General features: G+C 68.0%; 14 protein-coding genes. 10 read left to right on the forward strand and 4 right to left on the reverse strand.

Translation table 11 applies throughout. From position 1 onward, the window contains the following. Positions 1-41: 41 nt before the first annotated feature. The 8 genes from ACIPR8_RS01630 to folK all read left to right on the forward strand — a co-directional run bounded on the left by ACIPR8_RS01630 (position 42) and on the right by folK (position 9601). Positions 42-2216, forward strand: a complete 2175-nt coding sequence (locus ACIPR8_RS01630; RefSeq protein ID WP_446539958.1) for a carboxy terminal-processing peptidase — start codon at positions 42-44, stop codon at positions 2214-2216. 94 nt (positions 2217-2310) lie between these two features. After that, positions 2311-2865, forward strand: a complete 555-nt coding sequence (locus tag ACIPR8_RS01635; RefSeq protein ID WP_446539959.1) for a DUF2242 domain-containing protein — start codon at positions 2311-2313, stop codon at positions 2863-2865. A 41-nt stretch (positions 2866-2906) separates the two neighbouring features. Next, positions 2907-4136 carry a hypothetical protein gene (locus tag ACIPR8_RS01640; protein ID WP_446539960.1) on the forward strand — a complete coding sequence of 410 codons (1230 nt, stop codon included), beginning with the start codon at positions 2907-2909 and terminating at the stop codon, positions 4134-4136. Beyond that, complete coding sequence (gnd, locus tag ACIPR8_RS01645) at positions 4121-5029, forward strand: phosphogluconate dehydrogenase (NAD(+)-dependent, decarboxylating) (RefSeq protein ID WP_446539961.1); 909 nt, start codon at positions 4121-4123, stop codon at positions 5027-5029. The genes ACIPR8_RS01640 and gnd overlap by 16 nt, the downstream gene beginning before the upstream one ends. Before the next feature lie 179 nt (positions 5030-5208). Next, the gene (locus ACIPR8_RS01650; RefSeq protein ID WP_446539962.1) at positions 5209-7026 is read left to right on the forward strand and encodes a sensor histidine kinase; all 1818 of its coding nucleotides are present in this window, start codon (positions 5209-5211) and stop codon (positions 7024-7026) included. Next, positions 7023-7463 (forward strand): response regulator, encoded by a 441-nt coding sequence (locus tag ACIPR8_RS01655; RefSeq protein ID WP_132865660.1) that lies wholly within the window; start codon positions 7023-7025, stop codon positions 7461-7463. Before ACIPR8_RS01650 ends, ACIPR8_RS01655 begins: the two co-directional genes overlap by 4 nt. A 6-nt stretch (positions 7464-7469) precedes the next feature. Continuing rightward, the gene (locus tag ACIPR8_RS01660) at positions 7470-8990 is read left to right on the forward strand and encodes an ATP-binding response regulator (protein WP_192287680.1); all 1521 of its coding nucleotides are present in this window, start codon (positions 7470-7472) and stop codon (positions 8988-8990) included. Between the two features lie 119 nt (positions 8991-9109). Continuing rightward, positions 9110-9601 (forward strand): 2-amino-4-hydroxy-6-hydroxymethyldihydropteridine diphosphokinase, encoded by a 492-nt coding sequence (folK, locus tag ACIPR8_RS01665; RefSeq protein ID WP_446539963.1) that lies wholly within the window; start codon positions 9110-9112, stop codon positions 9599-9601. Between the two features lie 102 nt (positions 9602-9703). Here the strand turns inward: folK and ACIPR8_RS01670 are convergent, their stop codons facing one another. Continuing rightward, the gene (locus ACIPR8_RS01670; protein ID WP_446539964.1) at positions 9704-10441 is read right to left on the reverse strand and encodes a pteridine reductase; all 738 of its coding nucleotides are present in this window, start codon (positions 10439-10441) and stop codon (positions 9704-9706) included. A gap of 54 nt (positions 10442-10495) precedes the next feature. Here ACIPR8_RS01670 and ACIPR8_RS01675 point away from each other — a divergent pair, with 54 nt between their 5' ends. After that, positions 10496-11680, forward strand: a complete 1185-nt coding sequence (locus tag ACIPR8_RS01675) for a class I SAM-dependent methyltransferase (protein ID WP_192287677.1) — start codon at positions 10496-10498, stop codon at positions 11678-11680. Continuing rightward, positions 11668-12069 carry a VanZ family protein gene (locus tag ACIPR8_RS01680; protein ID WP_313252237.1) on the forward strand — a complete coding sequence of 134 codons (402 nt, stop codon included), beginning with the start codon at positions 11668-11670 and terminating at the stop codon, positions 12067-12069. The genes ACIPR8_RS01675 and ACIPR8_RS01680 overlap by 13 nt, the downstream gene beginning before the upstream one ends. Positions 12070-12280: 211 nt before the next feature. Here ACIPR8_RS01680 and ACIPR8_RS01685 read toward each other — a convergent pair whose 3' ends face one another. The 3 genes from ACIPR8_RS01685 to ACIPR8_RS01695 all read right to left on the reverse strand — a co-directional run bounded on the left by ACIPR8_RS01685 (position 12281) and on the right by ACIPR8_RS01695 (position 18660). Then, positions 12281-14614 (reverse strand): beta-N-acetylhexosaminidase, encoded by a 2334-nt coding sequence (locus tag ACIPR8_RS01685; RefSeq protein WP_446539965.1) that lies wholly within the window; start codon positions 14612-14614, stop codon positions 12281-12283. Positions 14615-14722: 108 nt separating this feature from the next. After that, the gene (locus ACIPR8_RS01690) at positions 14723-17524 is read right to left on the reverse strand and encodes a TonB-dependent receptor (protein WP_132865653.1); all 2802 of its coding nucleotides are present in this window, start codon (positions 17522-17524) and stop codon (positions 14723-14725) included. A 35-nt stretch (positions 17525-17559) separates the two neighbouring features. Next, entirely contained in the window at positions 17560-18660 is a 1101-nt protein-coding gene (locus ACIPR8_RS01695; protein ID WP_446539966.1) for a glucokinase, read from the reverse strand. Positions 18661-18888 lie beyond the last annotated feature (228 nt).

The following is an 18888-nucleotide window of genomic DNA, read 5'->3' on the forward strand; positions in this document are numbered from 1 at the left end:
TCCGCAACCTCCCCCCAACGTCCGGTGCCCCGAGTACTTTGATGACTTACCGAGTTCCCGCCTTCCTGCTGGCCTTCGCGCTGACCGCGCCCGCCGCGATGCTGGCGCGCGCCGATTCCCCGGCCCTGCCGTCGTCCCCGACGCTCGACCAGACCACCACCTCCAAGCTGGTCTACGGGCTGCTGTCGGACAGCCGCTACGCCTACCGCCCGCGCGCGCTGGACGCGGCCACCTCGCAGGACGTGTTCAAGCGTTACCTGGAGTCGCTGGACAGCGGCAAGCAGTTCTTCACCAAGGACGACGTGGACGGCTTCGCGCCGTTGGCCGCGCGCACCGGCGATGCGATCCGCTCCGGCGAGCTGGACCCGGCGTTCCAGGTGTTCAGCGTGTACCGCCAGCGCGCCACCGAGCGCGTGGCCTATGCCCGCCGCCTGCTGCGCCAGGAGCCGGACTTCAGCGTCCAGGAACGCTTCGACTACGACCGCAAGGACGTGCCGTGGGCGACCAGCGCCGAGCTCGACGAGCTGTGGCGCAAGTCGGTCAAGAACGACTGGCTGCGGCTGAAGCTGGCCGGCAAGTCGGCCGCCGACATCCGCAAGACGCTGGACAAGCGCTACGAGACGCTGGGCAAGAGCATCAACGAGCTCAAGAACGACGACGTGTTCTCGTTCTACATGAACGCCTATACCAGCGCCGTCGACCCGCACACCGACTACTTCACCCCGCGCACGGCCCAGAACTTCAACCAGGCCATGTCGCTGTCGCTGGAGGGCATCGGTGCCCAGCTGCAGCGCCAGGACGACGTGGTGGTGATCCGCGAGGTGGTGCCCGGTGGTCCGCTGGACCTGGACGGCACGCTCAAGGCCGGTGACCGCATCGTCGGCGTGGGCCAGGGCCGTTCCGGCCCGATCGAGGACGTGATCGGCTGGCGCATCGATGACGTGGTGTCAAAGATCCGTGGTGCCAAGGACACCCAGGTGCGGCTGGAGTACATCCCGGCGGCCGAAGGCGTGGACGGCAAGCACCGCATGGTGACCATCACCCGGCAGAAGATCCGCCTGTCCGAGCAGGCTGCCAAGGGCGAGACCATGACCATCCCCGGCGCGGCCGGCGAGGCGCAGCGCCGCATCGGCATCGTCAAGCTGCCGACCTTCTACCAGGATTTCGAAGGCCGTCGCCGCAACGCGGCCGACTATGCCTCCGCGACCCGCGACGTGGCCAAGCTGCTGGCCGGCTTCAAGGCCGACAAGGTCGACGGCGTGGTGCTGGACCTGCGCAACAATGGCGGCGGCTCGCTGGACGAGGCGATCGAACTGACCGGCCTGTTCATCGAGCAGGGCCCGGTGGTGCAGGTGCGCGAATCCGGTGGCCGCGTCACCGTCAACAGCGACCGCAACCCGGCCGTGGCCTGGGACGGCCCGCTGGCGGTGCTGATCAACCGTGGCTCGGCGTCGGCATCGGAGATCTTCGCCGGTGCCATCCAGGACTACGGCCGTGGCCTGGTCATCGGTGAAACCACCTTCGGCAAGGGCACCGTGCAGAACGTGGTGCCGCTGGACCGCTGGCCGGCCAGCGAGAAGGAGCGCTTCGGCCAGGTAAAGCTGACCATCGCCCAGTTCTTCCGCGTCAGCGGCTCCAGCACCCAGCACAAGGGCGTGGTACCGGACCTGGCCTTCCCGGCCAGCGTGGATGCCAGCGAGTTCGGCGAGAGCACCTACGACAACGCGCTGCCGTGGACGCGCATCGCCGCGGTGCCGCACACCCAGTACGGCAATTTCGCGCCGATCCTGCCGCGCCTGGAAACCCGCCATGGCCAGCGCATCCAGAACGACCGCGAGTTCCAGTGGTGGGAAGAGGACGTCAACCAGTTCCGCACCGAGGCGGCCAAGAAGTACGTCTCGCTCAACGAGGCCGACCGCCGCGCCGAGCGTGACCGCCAGGAAACGCAGCGCAAGCAGCGCCAGGCCACCCGCAGGGAGCTGGGCCTGCCGCTGGACCCGCTGGCCGAGGACAGCAGCGACGACGGCCTGACTGGCAACGAGCGCGACATCGTCAAGGATGCCGCGCGCGAGAAGGCCGCCGAGAAGCGTCCGGACCCGCTGTTGAAGGAGTCGGCCTCGATCCTGGCCGATGCGCTCAACCTGCTGGAAAAGGACCGCCCGCTGTCGGCGCAGGTGCTGCCGCAGTCCACCGGTCCCGGCCGCTGGGCTGACTGAGCAACAACGCAACAGCGTGTTGAAAACGCCGTCAACGTCCCTGGACGTTGGCGGCGTTATGCTGTGGGCCATTCGATGATGGGTGGAGGCGTCCATGCGCACCTACGGGCTTCGTGCGCTGGCCGGGCTGATGCTGCTGGCGCTGGCTGGCTGCGGTGGCAAGGCCGTCAACAGCACGCTGCTGCGCGAGTCGTTCGATTCCGGCGACACCTATTCGCGCGACTTCGAGGTATCGCCGGCGCAGGCCTGCGAGGCGGCGCGCCGCGCGCTGCTGGGGCAGGGCTATGCGATCACCCGCGCCGATGCCGGCAGCGTGGAGGCCAACAAGAACTTCCAGCCCAAGGAGGACGTGCATGAGCAGCTGGTGCTGCGGGTGTCCTGCGCGGCGCGTGGCGACGGCCATGCACAGGTGTTCGCCAGCGCGGTGCAGGACCGCTATGCACTGAAGAAGTCACCCACCTCGGCCAGCGTGGGCGTGGGGGCGCTGGGGTCGGTGTCGCTGCCGTTCGGCAGCAACGATGACTCGCTGGTGCGGGTGGCCAGCAGCACGGTGCAGGATGCGCAGTTCTACCGGAACTTCTTCGCGCGCGTGCAGCAGTTCGCCATCGCGCTGGTGCCGCCACCGACCGACGGGGCGCCGGCCCGGTGACGTGGCGCCGGCACGCGATGGTTCGCGTCGGCGCTGCGTTGATGTGGGTGTTGGCATCCACGGCGCAAGCCACCGACGGCTGCGCGATGCGGCTGCTGCGCGAGCTGGGGTGGCAGATTGAATCGGGCCCGCAGCAGGGGGTCACGGTCAATGCCGGGCAGCCCTGCCAACGTGCCTCGTTGCAGCAGGCGCAGGCCCGGGGCGATCTGCGCGTGCAGGTGCCCGAGGGTTTCGATGCCACGCAGCGCGAGCAGATGGCCGAAGCCCTGCTGCAACAGCAGCCCAGCGTGTGCGCCTATGCGTTCCGGCTGGGCGATGCCACGCGCGCGGCGGCCCGTCGCCTGCAGGACAATCCCGGTTACCGGTTCTCGGCGCTGCAGCTGGGCTGGATCGGCTTCGGCGCGGGTGGCGCGGGTGCGCAGGGCTGGCAGCGCTTCCGCAGCTTTGGCCGTGGCTATGCGCCGAGCGGCAGCAACAGCCGGGCGCTGGAGGCCTTCTACAGCGGACGGGTGCGCTCCGAGTGCGGGGTGGGCCGGCAGGTCGCCCAGCTCGCCACCCAGCGCGAGCTGTATGGCGATGCGGCGTTCGATGCGGAGTTCAGCGCCGGGGAGTTGTCCATCGGCACCTTCCTGACCCTGCACGATACGCCGAGCATCCTGCTGGGCAGCAACGCCGGCGAGTTCTTCGCCGATGGCAAGGCGGTCCGCACCGCGGCGATGGGGCGGCAGGCGTTCATGGGCCTGCCGGGCTACATCAGCCATGTCTACGACAAGCGCTACCTGGACGACATCAACAACCAGGCCGAGAACTTCGTGATCACCGACATCAGCGAGGCCGCCGCCCAGGCGTTGGCCCGGCATGGCGGCTTCGCGCACTACGACGCGCTCAACGCGCGGATATGGGAGCTGGCGCGGCAGATGCCCGGGCATGGCCGGCGCCGCTTCGAACGCCTGCTGCACGAGCGCGATGCGACGCTGCGGGCCGCGCTGCCGGCGGAGCAGCAGGTGCTGCTGGCGCGCATCGATGCATTGATGGCCGACCCGGTGTATGGCGGCTTGATGCTGTACGTGCATCCCAAGGGCGTGCGCCCGCTGGGCTACCACATCGCCCGCCTGCTCGACCGCAACCCGCGCACCCCCTTCAGCATCGAGCTGACGCTGCACAACCTGCACACCACCCTGTACCGGCGCTGGATCGATGCGCGCCTGCGGGCGTGTGCGGACGGAATTTCCTTCAACACAACCCGAGGTGAGAAATGGAACTGGGCATGATCGGACTGGGCCGGATGGGCGCCAACATGGCGCAGCGACTGCAGGGCGGTGGCATCCGCGTCACCGGCTTCGATCCGGGCGAGCAGGCCAGGGCGCAGGTGGCCGCCAAGGGCGTGGGGGTGGTCACCTCGCTGCAGGCGCTGGTGCAGGCGCTGCCGGCACCGCGGGTGCTGTGGCTGATGGTGCCGTCCAAGGTGGTGGACGCGACGCTGGAGGCGTTGTTGCCGTTGCTGTCGGCGGGCGACGTGGTGGTCGACGGCGGCAACTCCTGGTACCGGGAATCGCAGCAGCGGGCCGGGCGTTGCGCAGCGCACCAGGTGGACTTCGTCGACTGCGGCACCAGCGGCGGGGTGTGGGGGCTGCAGGAGGGCTACTGCCTGATGATCGGTGGCGAGCAGGCGGTGGTATCGCGGTTGTCGCCGCTGTTCCAGGCGCTGGCGCCGGCCGCGGACCGTGGCTGGGCCCATGTCGGGCCGGTCGGGGCGGGCCACTTCAGCAAGATGGTCCACAACGGCATCGAGTACGGAATGATGCAGGCCTACGCCGAAGGCTTCGCGCTGATGGAGAAGAAGGCCGAGTTCGCGCTGGACCTGGCGCAGATCGCCGAGGTCTGGCGGCATGGCAGCGTGGTGCGGTCCTGGCTGCTGGACCTCAGCGCCGATGCACTGCGCCAGAACCCGGCGCTGGATGGCATCGCGCCCTACGTGGAGGATTCCGGCGAAGGGCGCTGGACGGTCAGCGAGGCCATCGACCTCGACGTGCCGGCACCGGTGATCACCCTGTCGCTGCTGGAACGGCTGCGTTCGCGCGAGGACAACTCGTTCACCGACCGCATGCTGGCGGCCATGCGCAACGAGTTCGGTGGTCACGCGATCAAGCGCAGCGACGGCTGAACCGGAGCACGGCGGGGAGGAGGGCGCGAGGCGTTCACTCCCCGCAGGTTTCATGCAATCCTTGGCCCCTGTCAGGCAAACGCCTGGATACGGCCGCGGTTTCTGCCGATTGACGGAAACTGCCGTCGATGGCGGCTGGTGTGACGCAGGGGGCGTCCACGCGTGACGAAGGAAACGGGATGGCACTGGGATTGAGCGACGAGGGGTGGAGCCGCTGGCGCCTGATGGGGCTGGCCTTGGCTGCGCTGTTGATCATCGTCGTCCCGGCGCTGACCCTGCAGCGGCTGTCCACCCAGAGCGTGGCCTCGGCCAACTGGGTGGCGCACACCCACGCGGTGGGTGCGCGGTTGTACAACCTGCAGGCCGACATCCGCGACGTCGAGTCGGCGGCGCTGACACTGTCCAAGGGCATCGACTCGCCGGCGCTGCAGCAGCGCATGGACCAGGCCGACCGGGTGACCGACAACGTGCGCGAGCTCGCCGGGCTGGTCAGCGACAGCCCCGAGCAACTGGTCCGCATCGGCAAGATGGAGTCGATGCTGGAGCGGCGCATGGCGCTGGCCAAGGAGATCGCCGTCAGCACCGATTCGCCGCGCCAGCGCGAGCTGATCGAGCAGATGACCTTCGAGTACCCGATCCGCGACATGGTGGTCGAGCTGCAGCAGCACGAAGAGGCGCTGCTGGCCGAGCGCGGCCTGCAGGCGCAGCGCCAGCAGCGGATGTCCTCGCTGGTGAGCTGGAGTGCGCTGGTGGTGCAATTGCTGTTGCTGGCACTGGTGCTGTGGCTGCTGAACCGGCAGATCGGCAGCCGTGCCGATGCCGAGCTGCGCCTGAGCAAGTCCACCGCCCGCGCCAACTCGGTGCTGCAGACCGTGCGCGAGCCCATCGTGCTGCTCGACGAGAAGCTGCGCATCGTGCTGCACAACAACGCCTTCGCTGAGTTGTACGGCGTCGATGGCCAGGACGTGAACCAGCGTCCGCTGCAGGAGATCGGCGAGGGTGCCTGGGAGGAGCCCATCGTGCGCCAGCGCCTGGCCGACGTGCTGCTGCGCGGGCGCGAGCTGTGGGACTACGAGCACCAGCAGCAGGGCGTGGACGGCCTGGCCCGCACCATGCTGATCAATGCGCGGCGCATGTCGCTGCCCGATGCCAACGACGACGTGGTGCTGATGACCATCAGCGACATCACCCTGCAGCGCGCGGTGCAGGTGCGGGTGGAGGAGCTGAACCGGCAGCTCGAAGGCAAGGTCGAGCAGATGGCCGACGTCAACCGCGAGCTGGAGGCCTTCAGCTACTCGGTCTCGCACGACCTGCGCGCGCCGCTGCGCCACGTGGCCGGGTTCTCGGACAAGCTGCGCCGGCACCTGGGCGAGGGCGCCGATGAGAAGGCGCAGCATTACCTGGACGTGATCGGCAGCTCGGCGCAGCGGATGGCGGCGTTGATCGACGACCTGCTGGTCTATTCGCGGCTGGGGCGTGGGGCCATGCGCCTGCAGCCGGTGGACATGCAGTCGCTGGTGGCCGACACCCGCGCGCTGCTGGATTCCAACCTGCGCGCCGAGGCCGGTGCCGACGGCACGCCGCGCGAGGTGGAGTGGCGCATCGGCACGCTGCCGGTGCTGGTGGCCGACGAGAACATGATGCGGCAGGTGTGGTTGAACCTGCTGGGCAACGCGATCAAGTACAGCGCCGGGCGCGAGAAGGCGGTGATCGAGGTGTCGGCGCGGCAGTTGCCCGACGGCAGCCAGCAGTTCAGCGTCACCGACAACGGCGCCGGTTTCGACATGCAGTACGCCTCCAAGCTGTTCGGGGTGTTCCAGCGCCTGCACAAGGCCTCCGAGTACGCCGGTACCGGCATCGGCCTGGCCAGCGTGCGACGGGTGCTGACCCGCCATGGCGGGCGCATCTGGGCCGAGGCACAGGTGGACAAGGGGGCCACCTTCAGCTTCATCATTCCCCCGTTCAACGACGCACACCACAAGGATCTCCCGGCATGACCACGTTGCGCACCATCCTGATCGCCGAAGACAGCGCGGCCGACGCCGAAATGGCGATCGACGCCCTGCGCGAGGCGCGCCTGGCCAACCCGATCGTGCACTGCGAGGACGGCGTGGAAGCGCTGGACTTCCTGCTGCGCCGCGGGGCCTACGCCGACCGCGAGGAAGGGCTGCCGGCGGTCCTGCTGCTGGACATCAAGATGCCGCGCATGGACGGGCTGGAGGTCCTGCAGCGCATCCGTGCCGAGGAGGAGCTCAAGCGCCTGCCGGTGGTGATCCTGTCCTCCTCGCGCGAGGAAAGCGACCTGGCACGCAGCTGGGACCTGGGCGTGAATGCCTACGTGGTCAAGCCGGTGGACATCGACCAGTTCTTCAACGCGGTCAAGACGATCGGCACGTTCTGGGCGGTCATCAACCAGGCACCGGAAGGCGAGTGAGCGTGCATGCCTAACAAGGGAGCACCACTGGGGCGGTTGCGGATCCTGCTGGTGGAGGATTCGCCCGAAGATGCCGAGCTGGTCAGTGACCAGTTGCTCGACGCCGGCCTGCAGGCCGAATTCGAGCGGGTCGACAACGAGGCCGGGCTGCGCCGCGCCCTGACCGAGTACATGCCCGACATCGTGCTCTCGGACCTGAGCATGCCCGGGTTCTCCGGCTACCAGGCGCTGCAGATACTGCGCGAGCTGCACCCGAAGGTTCCCTTCATCTTCGTCTCCGGCACCATGGGCGAGGAGACCGCGGTGGAGGCGCTGCGCAAGGGCGCCAACGACTACATCATCAAGCACCTGCCGGCACGCCTGCCGCCGGCCGTGGCGCGGGCCATCCGCGAGGCGCGCAGCGAGATCGAGCGCGCCCGGGTGGAGGACGAGCTGATGCGTTCGCAGCGCCTGGAGAGCTTGGCGCTGCTGGCCGCCGGTCTCAGCCACGACCTGCGCAACATCCTGCAGCCGCTGCTGATCGTGCCGGACCTGATCCGCGAGCGCAGCGACGATCCCAAGATCGTGCGCCTGGCCGACGTGATCGCCGAGTGCGGCCGGCGTGGCCATGAGATGGTCGAGTCGATGCTGTCCTTCGTGCGCGGTTCGCGCCAGCCCAGCGAGCGCATCGTGCTGCAGCGGTTGTTCCAGGCGGTCGGCATGCTGCTCAAGAGCAGCCTGCCGCGCAACGTGGACCTGCACCTGGAAGTCTCCGATGACCGCATGGCCATCGAGGCCAACTACACCGAGCTGCAACAGGTGCTGCTCAACCTGGCATTGAACGCCATCCAGGCGATGCCCGACGGCGGGCGCCTGAGCCTGGTCGCCGAACGCGGTGGCCAGGGCCAGGAGGAGTGCGTGCGCATCCGCGTCAGCGATGAAGGCATCGGCATGGACGAGGCGACCCAGGCGCGTCTGTTCAGCCCGTTCTTCACCACCAAGGCCAACGGTACCGGGCTGGGGCTGGTGTCATGCCGGCGCATCATCGAGAGCGTTGGCGGGCATATCCGCGTGCACAGCTGCAAGGGCGAGGGGACTTCGTTCGAACTGCTGCTGCCGATGCAGGATGCCCTGCTGGCCGAAGGCGAGGGCGAGGTGCCGGCGATCCGTGCCGGCCGCGGCGAACGCCTGCTGGTGGTCGATGACGAGGCCACCCGGCTCTCGCTGCTGGGCAATGCGCTGTCCAGCCAGGGCTACCGCATGCGCCTGGCCAGCGATGGCGCGGTCGCGATGCGGCACCTGCAGGAAGCCGGCCTGCCCGACGTGGTGCTGGTCGACAGCGGCATCCCGCTGCTGTCGGCCGGGCAGCTGCTGGCCGAGATGCAGGCGATGGGCTACCGCGGGCCGGCCATCGTGCTGGAGGACGCCAATGCCCCGGCATTCGCCGACGGCCAGGCCCCATCGGGCATCAGCGTGCACGTGCTGCCCAAGCCGCTGGAGATGCAGCGGGTGTTCCGTGCCGTGGCCGATGCGCTGGGCAGCGACTGAAAGCACTCCGGCGCGCATCTGACCGACGCCCGCTGGCCTTATCATTGTCGCCCCCACTCCTGATGCAGGGCCGTGGTCCGCCCTGACCGGTGCGGGCAGGCCCGCAGGCAAAGCCACCGATGACCACCGTGCTCCTCAGCCTGGGCAGCAACCTCAATCCACGCCATTACCTCAAGGCCGCCGTGGACGTGCTGCGCGAACGTTTCGGCACCTTGCGCGTATCGCCGGCCTACCGCACCCCCGCGGTGGGCTTCGACGGTCCGGACTTCCTCAACAACGCGGTGCTGCTGGAAACCGACATGCCGCTGCTGGCCCTGGACGAATGGCTGCACGCGGTGGAGGACGCGCACGGGCGTGACCGTTCCGGCCCGCGTTTCAGCGACCGTACCCTGGACATCGACGTGGTGTATTACGGCGACCTGGTGGTCGAGGGCCCCAAGCACCTGCGCATCCCGCGCCCGGAGCTCAAGCACGCCTTCGTGCTCAAGCCGCTGGCCGATATCGCGCCGGAATTCATCGACCCGGTGCGCGGGCTGAACCTGGCGCAGATGTGGGCCGAGCACCCGCAGTTCGGGCAGGTTTTCGATGTGGTGGCGCTGGAAGGGGAGTGAGGTCCCACGGGGAAGCGCAAACGCTTCCGTGCGGCTTTGCGCCGGCTCCGCCGGCTGTTGCCAAGGGAGGGCGGCGGGTTTGCTGCGGCCTTGATCCCTGGCTTACGTCAACGTCCGCCCGCCATCCAGGCGCAACGTCTGCCCGGTGATATAGCCGGCATCGTCCAGCAGCCAGCGCACCGCCGAGGCGATCTCGTGCGGGGTGCCGATGCGGCCCAGCGGCGTGCGCTCCATCAGTTTCTGCTTGGCCTGCTCGCTCTTGCCTTCCTCCGGCCACAGGATGGCACCCGGGGCCACGGCGTTGACCCGTACGTGCGGTGCCAGTTCCAGCGCCAGCGAGCGGGTGACCATCTCCAGCGCCGCCTTGGCGATGCTGTAGGCGGGGTAGTCGCGCAATGGCTGGGTGGCATGCAGGTCGGTCAGGTTGACGATGGCGCCGCGCTGCCGGATCAGGTGCGGGGCGGCGACCTGGGCCAGGAAGAACGGTGCGCGCGCGTTGACCGCCAGCAGCTCGTCCCATTGCGCCGGCTGCACCTGGCCGAACGGGGTGGGGAAGAAGTTGGAGGCGTTGTTGACCAGGGCATCGAGCTGGCCGAAATGGCTGACCACCTGTTCGAGCATGTCCGGCAGCGCGGCCGGGTCACGCAGGTCGGCCTCCACCGCCAGCACGCTGCCGGGCCGCTCGCTTTCCAGGTCGAAGGCCAGTGACTGCATCTCTTCGGTGGATGAATGCGCATGCAGGGCGACGCGGTAGCCGTGGGCGTGCAGGTGGTGGGCGATGGCCGCGCCGATGCGGCGCGCGCTGCCGGTGACCAGGGCCACCCGTTGGTAATCTGTCATCTGCATTTTCCTCACTCGGCTATCCTGTGCATTGTCCCTGTAAACGGCCGCACCATGCATTCCGACCTGCCCACGCCCGAACCCGAAGCGCTTGAACACAGCGAGCAGCTGGCCGCGCACCTGCGCGCGGACATCTGCGCCCAGGGTGGCGCGGTGCCGTTCTCGCGGTTCATGGAGCTGGCCCTGTATGCCCCGGGCTGGGGTTACTACAGCGCCGGTGCGAGCAAGTTCGGTGCCTCCGGTGACTTCGTCACCTCGCCGGAAATGGGGCCGTTGTTCGCCGCCACCACCGCCAACGTGATCGCCCCGGTGCTGCAGCAGCTCGGGCCGCAGGCGCGGATGCTGGAGCTGGGCGGCGGCAGCGGCGCGTTCGCCGAGATCCTGCTCAAGCGCCTGCTGGAGCTGGACGCGCTGCCGGAGCGCTACGCCATCCTGGAGCCCAGCGCGGACCTGCGCGAACGCCAGCGCGAGCGCCTGGAGAAGGCGCTGATCCCGCCGGTGTTCGCCCTGGTGGAATGGCTGGACCGCCCGTTCGACGACGACTGGGACGGTGTGCTGTTCGCCAACGAGGTGATCGACGCGTTGCCGACCCCGCGCTTCCTTGCCAGCGATGGCGAGATCTACGAGGAAACCGTGGAGCTGGATGGCGAGGGCCGCTTCGTGCGCGGTGCCAAGCCGGCCGATGCGCTGACCGCCGCGGCGGTGCGTCACCTGGAGCACTACCTGGAGCGCCCGTTCGCGCACGGCTACCGCTCGGAGGTGTTGCCGCAGCTGCCGTACTGGATCCAGGCGGTGGCCGGTGGCATGCAGCGCGGCGCGATGCTGTTCGTCGACTACGGCTACCCGCGCAGCGAGTTCTACCAGCACGACCGCGACGACGGCACGATCCGCGCCTTCTACCGCCACCGCGTGCACAACGACGTGTTCCTGTGGCCGGGCCTGCAGGACATCACCGCCTCGGTGGACTTCACCGCGCTGGCCGAGGCCGGCACCCATGCCGGCTTCGACCTGGCCGGCTACAGCAACCAGGCCAGCTTCCTGCTCGGCAACGGCATCACCGGCCTGCTCGAAGCGGCCGAGGAGCGCACCGACGACGTGGGCCGCATGCGCCTGCGCGAGGAGCTCAAGCGGCTGACCCTGCCGACCGAGATGGGCGAGCGTTTCCAGGTGATGGCCTTCAGCCGCGACGTGGACATGAGTGCCGCGTTCCTGATGGGCGACCTGACGTGGCGGCTGTAAGCCCGATCAAGCCGTTGCGGCATGCGCGGTTCTGGCTGTCGCTGTGGGGGGCGGCGGTGCTGGCGGTGATCGTGGTATGCCTGATCCCGCCGCCGCCACTGGACCTGCCGCAGAACAGCGACAAGGTCGAGCACTTCCTGGCGTATTTCCTGTTGGCCGCCAGCGCGGTGCAGGTGTTCGCCACCCGTCGCGCCTTGTGGGTGGCGGGCGTGGGGCTGGTGCTGATGGGCGTGGGCATCGAATGGGCGCAGGGCGCGCTGACCGACAACCGGATGGCCGACCCGATCGATGCGCTGGCCAATACCAGTGGCGTGGTGGCGGGCATGCTCATCGCGCTGACGCCGCTGGCGAACCTGCTGTTGCGGCTGCAGCCCCGGCGCACGTCCTGAGCGCACGCGCGTAGTTGCGGCTGCAACCGAAATTTCCTTTCAAAACAGTGCCTTTCTGCCTTTTGGCACTTACTTCGGCGAGCCCGGGACTGATACCGTCGCCAGGCCATCGGGGCCCTGTCGTGACCCCGTTGGCGCTGCTGCAAAGATGGCGCGGTGCGGGCCGCAGGGTGGAGAGGACCATGCGGACCGCACCGCGCCTTCCCGGCCACTACTTCGCCGGTTGCAGGCGAACCTGGTCGAGCACCCACATCTGCGGGCGGGTGTCGCCACTGAAGGTCATGCACAGGTCGGTGACCTGTTCCGGCCCGGCGCGCAAGGGTGCCTCCAGCTCGATGAAGCCATCGGCGCCGGACTCGCGCGGCAGCGGCACCGAAGCCAGCACGCGGCCTTCGCAGCCGGCGCGGACTTCGAACTCGCCATGCGCGGCGACCGGCTTGCGGTAGCCGCGCTTGGCCTCTTCCTCGCGCAGCAGGCCGAAGTTGTAGGGGATGCGCCCGGCGCGCACCTTGAACGCGCGGATGTCCTGCAACTGCGCGTCCTCCCACAACCAGCACGGGTTGAAGATGGTGACGTCGAAGTTGTCACGCGCGCCCTGCAGCGGATTGTCGTCTTCCAGCCGCAGCAGCAGGCGGCCGCCCTGCGGGCATTGCGCCAGGGTCTTGTCGGTGCGGGTCAGCAGCGATTCGGCATCCAGGTTCCAGCGGCTGGGTGCATCGGCCACCGGCTTGCCGTTGAAGAACGTCAGCGCCTTCAGCTCGGTGGGCACCGGCAGCGTCAGTGCGCCGGGATAGGCCGCTGACTGCGCGGTGGGCGTGCTGCCATCGGTGGTGTAGCGGATGTCGCGGTAGCTGAGCGGGTTGGACAGCTCGACCGTGACCTTGTTGCCGGCGCGGTCGTCCTGGCGCTTCATCGCCACCGACAGCGCCGTCTGCGCATAGGCGATGTCCAGCGCCTTGTAGCGCTGCAGCTGCGCCGGCAGGCGGGCGAGGAAATCGTCGTAGCTCTTGCGCTCCGGTGCCGTCCAGGCGATTTCCGACAGCGCGGCCATGCGCGGAAACACGTTGTGCTGCAGGCGCTCCCAGGTGCGGGTGTGTTCGGTCCACATGTTGGCCTGCACGCCGAGGATGTGCCTGCGCTGCTCGGCGGTCAGCTGCGCCGGCACCGGGTCGAAGGCGTAGACGCGCTGCATCGAGGTGAACTTGGGGCGCCCCGGCGGTTCGTCGGGCAGGTTGGTCTGCAGGAAGTCCAGGTACAGCGTGTTGCCCGGCGACATCACCACGTCGTGGCCATGCGTGGCGGCCTCGATGCCGCCCTCGATGCCGCGCCAGGACATCACCGTGGCCTGCGGCGGCAGGCCGCCTTCGATGATCTCGTCCCAGCCGATCAGCTTGCGGTCGCGATCCTCCAGGAAGGTTTCCAGCCGCTTGAGCATGTGCGACTGCAGGGCCTCCTCGTCCTTCAGGCCCAGCGCGCGCAGGTGCGCCTGCACCGCCGGCGAGGCCTGCCACTGGTACTTGACCGCTTCGTCGCCACCGATATGGATGTACTGGCCGGGGAACATCTCCAGCACTTCGGCCAGGATGTTCTCCAGGAACTGCAGGGTTTCCTCGCGCGGGTTGAACAGGTAGGGGTTGACGCCCCAGTTGGCCGACGGTTGGGTCGGGCCATCGACCACGCCATGCTCGGGATAGGCGGCGACCGCGGCCTGCGCGTGGCCCGGCACGTCGATCTCGGGCACCACGGTGATGTGGCGCGCGGCGGCGTAGGCGACCACGTCGCGGATCTGCGCCTGCGTGTAGTAGCCACAGTACAGGTGTGGCTTGCCATCAGGCCCGACCCCGGCCTGGCCGGCCGGCGCACGGCAGCTGCCCACTTCGGTGAGCTTCGGGTAGCGCTTGATCTCCATGCGCCAGCCCTGGTCGTCGGTCAGGTGCCAGTGGAAGGTGTTGAGCTTGTGCATCGCCATGGCATCGAGCAACTGCTTGATCTGCTCGATGCTCTGGAAGTGGCGCGCCGAGTCGAGCATGAAACCACGCCAGGCAAAGCGGGGGGCATCGGTGATGTCCACGGCCGGGACCTGGCCGTCTTGGCCATCACCACCGCTGAGCAGCTGCACCAGCGTCATCGCGCCATTGAACAACCCCGCGTCGGTGGCGGCGCGGATGCGCACGCCCTGGGCGCCAACCTGCAGGCGATAGCTGCCCTCCACGTTGCCTGCCAGCGACGCATCGTGCTCGAAGCGGATGCCGCGTACCGGCTTGCCGACGCTCGCCGGCTGCAGGTGCAGCGCGCTGGTCTTGCCCAGCAGGGCGATGAACTGTCCGGCGACGGCGCGTGCGCCTTCGCCGTCCACGCTCACCGTGGTGGTGGCATCCACGCGATAGGGAGCGGCGCCGGGCTGTACCTGCTGCGGCAGCGGGATCAGGGGAACGGCGAGCGAGGGCGGTGCGGAGGTGGCGTGGGCGGCGGTCAGGCCGGCGCCCAGCAGCAAGCCGGTGGCCAGCAGGCTGCGGACGTGCGTGCGCGTATGCAGTCGGGTCATGGGAGCTCCAGGTGGACAAGCGTTATCGCAAAAAAAAGCGGGCCTGGAAAACCCAGGCCCGCTGGAGGAGAAAAACAGCGGAAAAACGATGTTGCCAGGGAGAAATGCTTAGAAGTTGAAACGCAGCGAGGCGTTGTAGCGACGGCCGCTCAGGTAGGCACCGCGGGTGAGCTGTTCCACGCCGGAGTAGGAGTGGTATTCCTCATCGAGCAGGTTCATCGCATCCAGGCCGACCGACAGGTTGTCGGTGATCTTGAAGGCCACCGAGGCATCCAGCGAGGCGTAGTCCATGGTCCACAGCTGGCGGCCGCCACTGACCTGGGTGAAGTACTTGTCACGCCAGCCGTAGGTGACGCGCGCGCTCCAGGTGTCGTTCTCGAAGAACGGGCTGATGTTGAACTGGTTCTTGGAGTTGAACGGCAGCGGGCGATCGCCGGTGGCTTCACCATCGGAGTAGGTGTAGTTGGCGATCACGCCGAAGCCGTAGCCGAAGTTCTGCTGCCATGCCAGCGAGTAGCCCTTGATCTTCGCATCGCCGGCATTGCGCGGACGGTCCACCATGTAGGTGTCGTCCTTGTTCTGGTTCTGGTTCCAGTGCACTTCCGGGGTCGACTCGGTGAGGATGTAGTCGGCCACGTCGCGGTAGAAGATCGAACCGGCCAGGATGGCGTTGTCGGAGAAGTACCACTCGGCCGAGAAGTCCAGGTTGGTGGACTGGTACGGCTTCAGGGCCGGGTTGCCGCCGCCGCCGGTCAGCGCGGTGTCGGACAGCCACAGGTACGAGGACACGTCGGTGTAGTTCGGACGGGCGATGGTCTTGGCGGCGGAGAAACGCAGCACCAGCTTGTCGGTGGCCTCGTAGGCCAGGTTCAGGTTGGGCAGCACGTTGTTGTACTTGTTCTTCACCACGACCGGGCTGTACGAGGCGGCCAGCTTCTCGGCCGACCAGCCGGCCTGGGTGCAGCCGGCCAGGCCGGTGTTGCAGGCGAAGCTGCCCGACTCCAGGTCGGTACGCACGTAGCGCACGCCGATGTTGCCGCGCAGGCGGTCGAAGCTGAAGTCCGCCTGCAGGTAGGCGGCGCCGATGTCTTCGTTGATCGACCAGTTGTTACGGGCGAACTCCTCGGCGCTGAACTGCGACATCACCGGCATCGTCTGCCAGGGCGCCAGCCAATCACCGCTGGTGATGTAGTCGGCCAGCTTCCAGCCATCGATGGTGAAGCGGTTGCCCAGGTCGCCGTAGCCGCTGAAGCCCTTCAGGTAGTTGCCCGGCAGCTTGCGCGGGTCGAAGTCCGAAGCCTTGGCGTCGCCGTAGCCGGCCACCGAGGCCAGGCCGATGCCGCGCTGGATCTGGGTGGTTTCATGCTTGCGCTGCTTGTAGCCGAAGCGCAGCAGGTAGACCGGCGAATCGAGCTTGATGCCGAAGTCGACCTGGCCGTAGGTTTCCTTGTCGGTGGTCGGCTTCTCCACCAGGTTGCCGCCCCAGCCGGTGTTCCAGCTCGGCTGGTTCGGGTCCGCGCCCCAACCGCCGTCCATCTGGAACTGGTCCGGGTTCTGGAACGGGTTGGCGCCGGTGAAATGCACGCTGCCCGGCTTGCCCGGTGCATCGGCGATGGACCAGGTGTAGTCGGTGCGGGCCAGGAATTCGCCGAACACCTGCTTCGGGCCACCCTCGGCCTTGGTGCGGCCGATGTGGGTGGAGGCGAACCAGCGTTCGTCGTTCCAGTCCAGCTTGATGTCGTAGGTTTCCGAATCGACCTGCGCGCGACGGTTCTGCATGTCGAACACGACCAGGCCGTTCTTGTGGCTGGCGCTGGTGATCAGGCCGTCCTTGACGGTGAGGCCGCTGAGGGTCTTCAGGCTGTTCCAGGTGTTGCCCTGGTGGGTGAACATCGACTGCGCCATGTGGTCGAAGTTGGCATCGATCTTCAGTGCGTTGAACTCGATGTTCATCTGCTCGACCGGCTTGAACTGCAACGCCACCGAGTAGGTCTTGCGCTTGCGCTCCTGCTCGAAGAAGTGGGCGCTGGTGGAGTTCGGGCCGATCGCGTCGGGGTTGGCGTAGACGGTGTCGGCGCAGGCGCCGACGCAGGTGGCCGGCGAGGTCGGCTGCGAGCCGTCCGGGTTCGGTGCCACCGACCAGTCGGTGGGCAGGTTGGTGATCGAGCCGTTGGCACCCCCCACGCCGGCGATGTAATCCTTGGCCCGCACGGTGCCGTAGGACTCGATGCCGTCACGACGGATGCTCTCGTTCGAGGCCTGTGCCGACACGATGAAGCCGAAGTTCTCCGCGGCGTTCTTCCATGCGAAGGCGGCCGAGGCGCTCGGATCGGTCTTCTCGACGCGGTCGTTGCGGCCGTAGCTGACGCGGCCGGAGATGCTGACCTTTTCCGGCATGTCCAGCGGCTTGCGGGTGGAGACGATCACGGTGCCGCCGATCGAGCCTTCGTCGATGCGTGCTTCCGGCGACTTGAACACCTCCACCTTGCCGACCAGTTCCGGCGCCAGCAGCGAGTAGTTGAAGGTACGGGTCGGGAAGTCGGACATGTTCCAGTCGCCCGAGGCGATGGACTGGCCGTTGAGCAGGGTGCGGTTGAGCGCCGGGTCGGTGCCGAGGATGCTGACCTTCTCGCCCTGGCCGTAGGCGCGGTCGATGGTCACGCCGGGGATGATGGTCATCGCTTCGGCGACGTTGGTGGCCGGGAACTTGCCCACGTCCTCGGCGGTGATGACGTCGACGATGGCGTCGGCGTTGCGCTTGGTTTCCAGCGACTGCTGCAGGCTGGCACGGATGCCGGTGACGACGACGCGGTCAAGGTCGGTGGCGCTCTTGTCCGCTTCCTGCGCATGCGCGGAGAAGCTCAGACAAGTGACGATGGCTGCGGATAGTACGGACTTGCGGTACCTCATGATGTCTCTCCTCATCATTGATGGATTCCGGCGGCTCAGCCGGCAGTGGCTTGACGTGGACCGATGCAGGGGCGGGATGCGTTCGCGTGCACGGGGACTGCTGCGCTTGGTGGAGTGCAAGGCTCGAGTTCCCTGCGTTCCAGGTACCAACTGGCGGCGCCGATGACGCCCAGTTGCCCGTGCTCGACCAGCCGCACGGGAATGCGTTCCAGCGCCTTGCGCATCGGTCCCTTGTTGAGGAAGCGATCGGCGAAGGTGCTGTTGGCAAGGAAGTGGCCGATGCGCGGGGCGATGCCGCCGGCCAGGTAGATGCCGCCGTGCGGGCCGTACACCAGCGCCATGTCGCCGATGGCCGAGCCGAGCAGGCCGCAGAACAGTTCCAGCGTCTGCACGGCCAGCGGATCGCTGCCTTCGCAGGCGGCGTGGCTGATCGCGTCCGGGGTGGCATGGCGGGGCGACTGGCCGCGCAGGGCGCACAGCGCGCCGTACAGGTTGAGCAGGCCGGGGCCGGACAGGGCCTGCTCGACGGAGACATGCGGACGGCTGCGCAACAGCTGCTGCAGCACCGCGATCTCCAGCTCGGTGGTGGCGGCGAAGGCGGCCTGGCCGGCCTCGGTGGCCAGCACCAGGGAGCGGCCGCCGAAGGGAACCCGCAGCGCCGCGCCCAGGCCGGTGCCGGCGCCGACCACCAGGACTGGGCCCTCGGCCGCCTGGGCCGGGCCGCAGAGCAGGGTGGACTGGTCGTGGTCGATGTGGGCGGTGGCATGGGCCACGGCCTCGAAGTCGTTGACCAGGTGCACGGCCGGCGTGCCGAGCGCGGTACGGAGGGCGGTGGTGGACAGCGGCCACGGCAGGTTGGCCGAGATCACCGTGCCATCGGCCAGGGCATGGCCGGCACTGGCGATCACGCAGGCGGACAGCGAGGCAGGGTCGACCGGGAACTGGCGCAGGATCGCGGCCAGGTCATCGTGGTCGGCGCAACGGTACTGGCGATAGTCCTGCACCTGCAGGCGCTGGCCGCCGCTGGCCGGCCAGACCAAGCCCACGCGCACATGGGTGCCGCCGACGTCCGCGGCCAGCAAGGGCCGGGCCGTGGCGGTGGTGTGCTTGGACGCTGCTGGAAGACTGGCAACCACGAAGTTCCCCCGAAGTCCGTGCGGCCCCCTTTGGCGCTACGGCAGGTGGAGTTTCCGTGCTGTGTGACAACGATGTCAAGCTGTGTTGCAAAAAATTTTCATGTGCTTGGCATGACTTTGGTCATTCATAGGCTGATGATTTCAATGGAAATTTAGATTTCATTGCAATGGGTGTCGGCATCTTGCCGCCGGCGGGCGGGTTGAACGGGATGTCCGTGAAATTTTTTG

The sequence above is a fragment of the Stenotrophomonas sp. LARHCG68 genome (genome assembly GCF_052871705.1).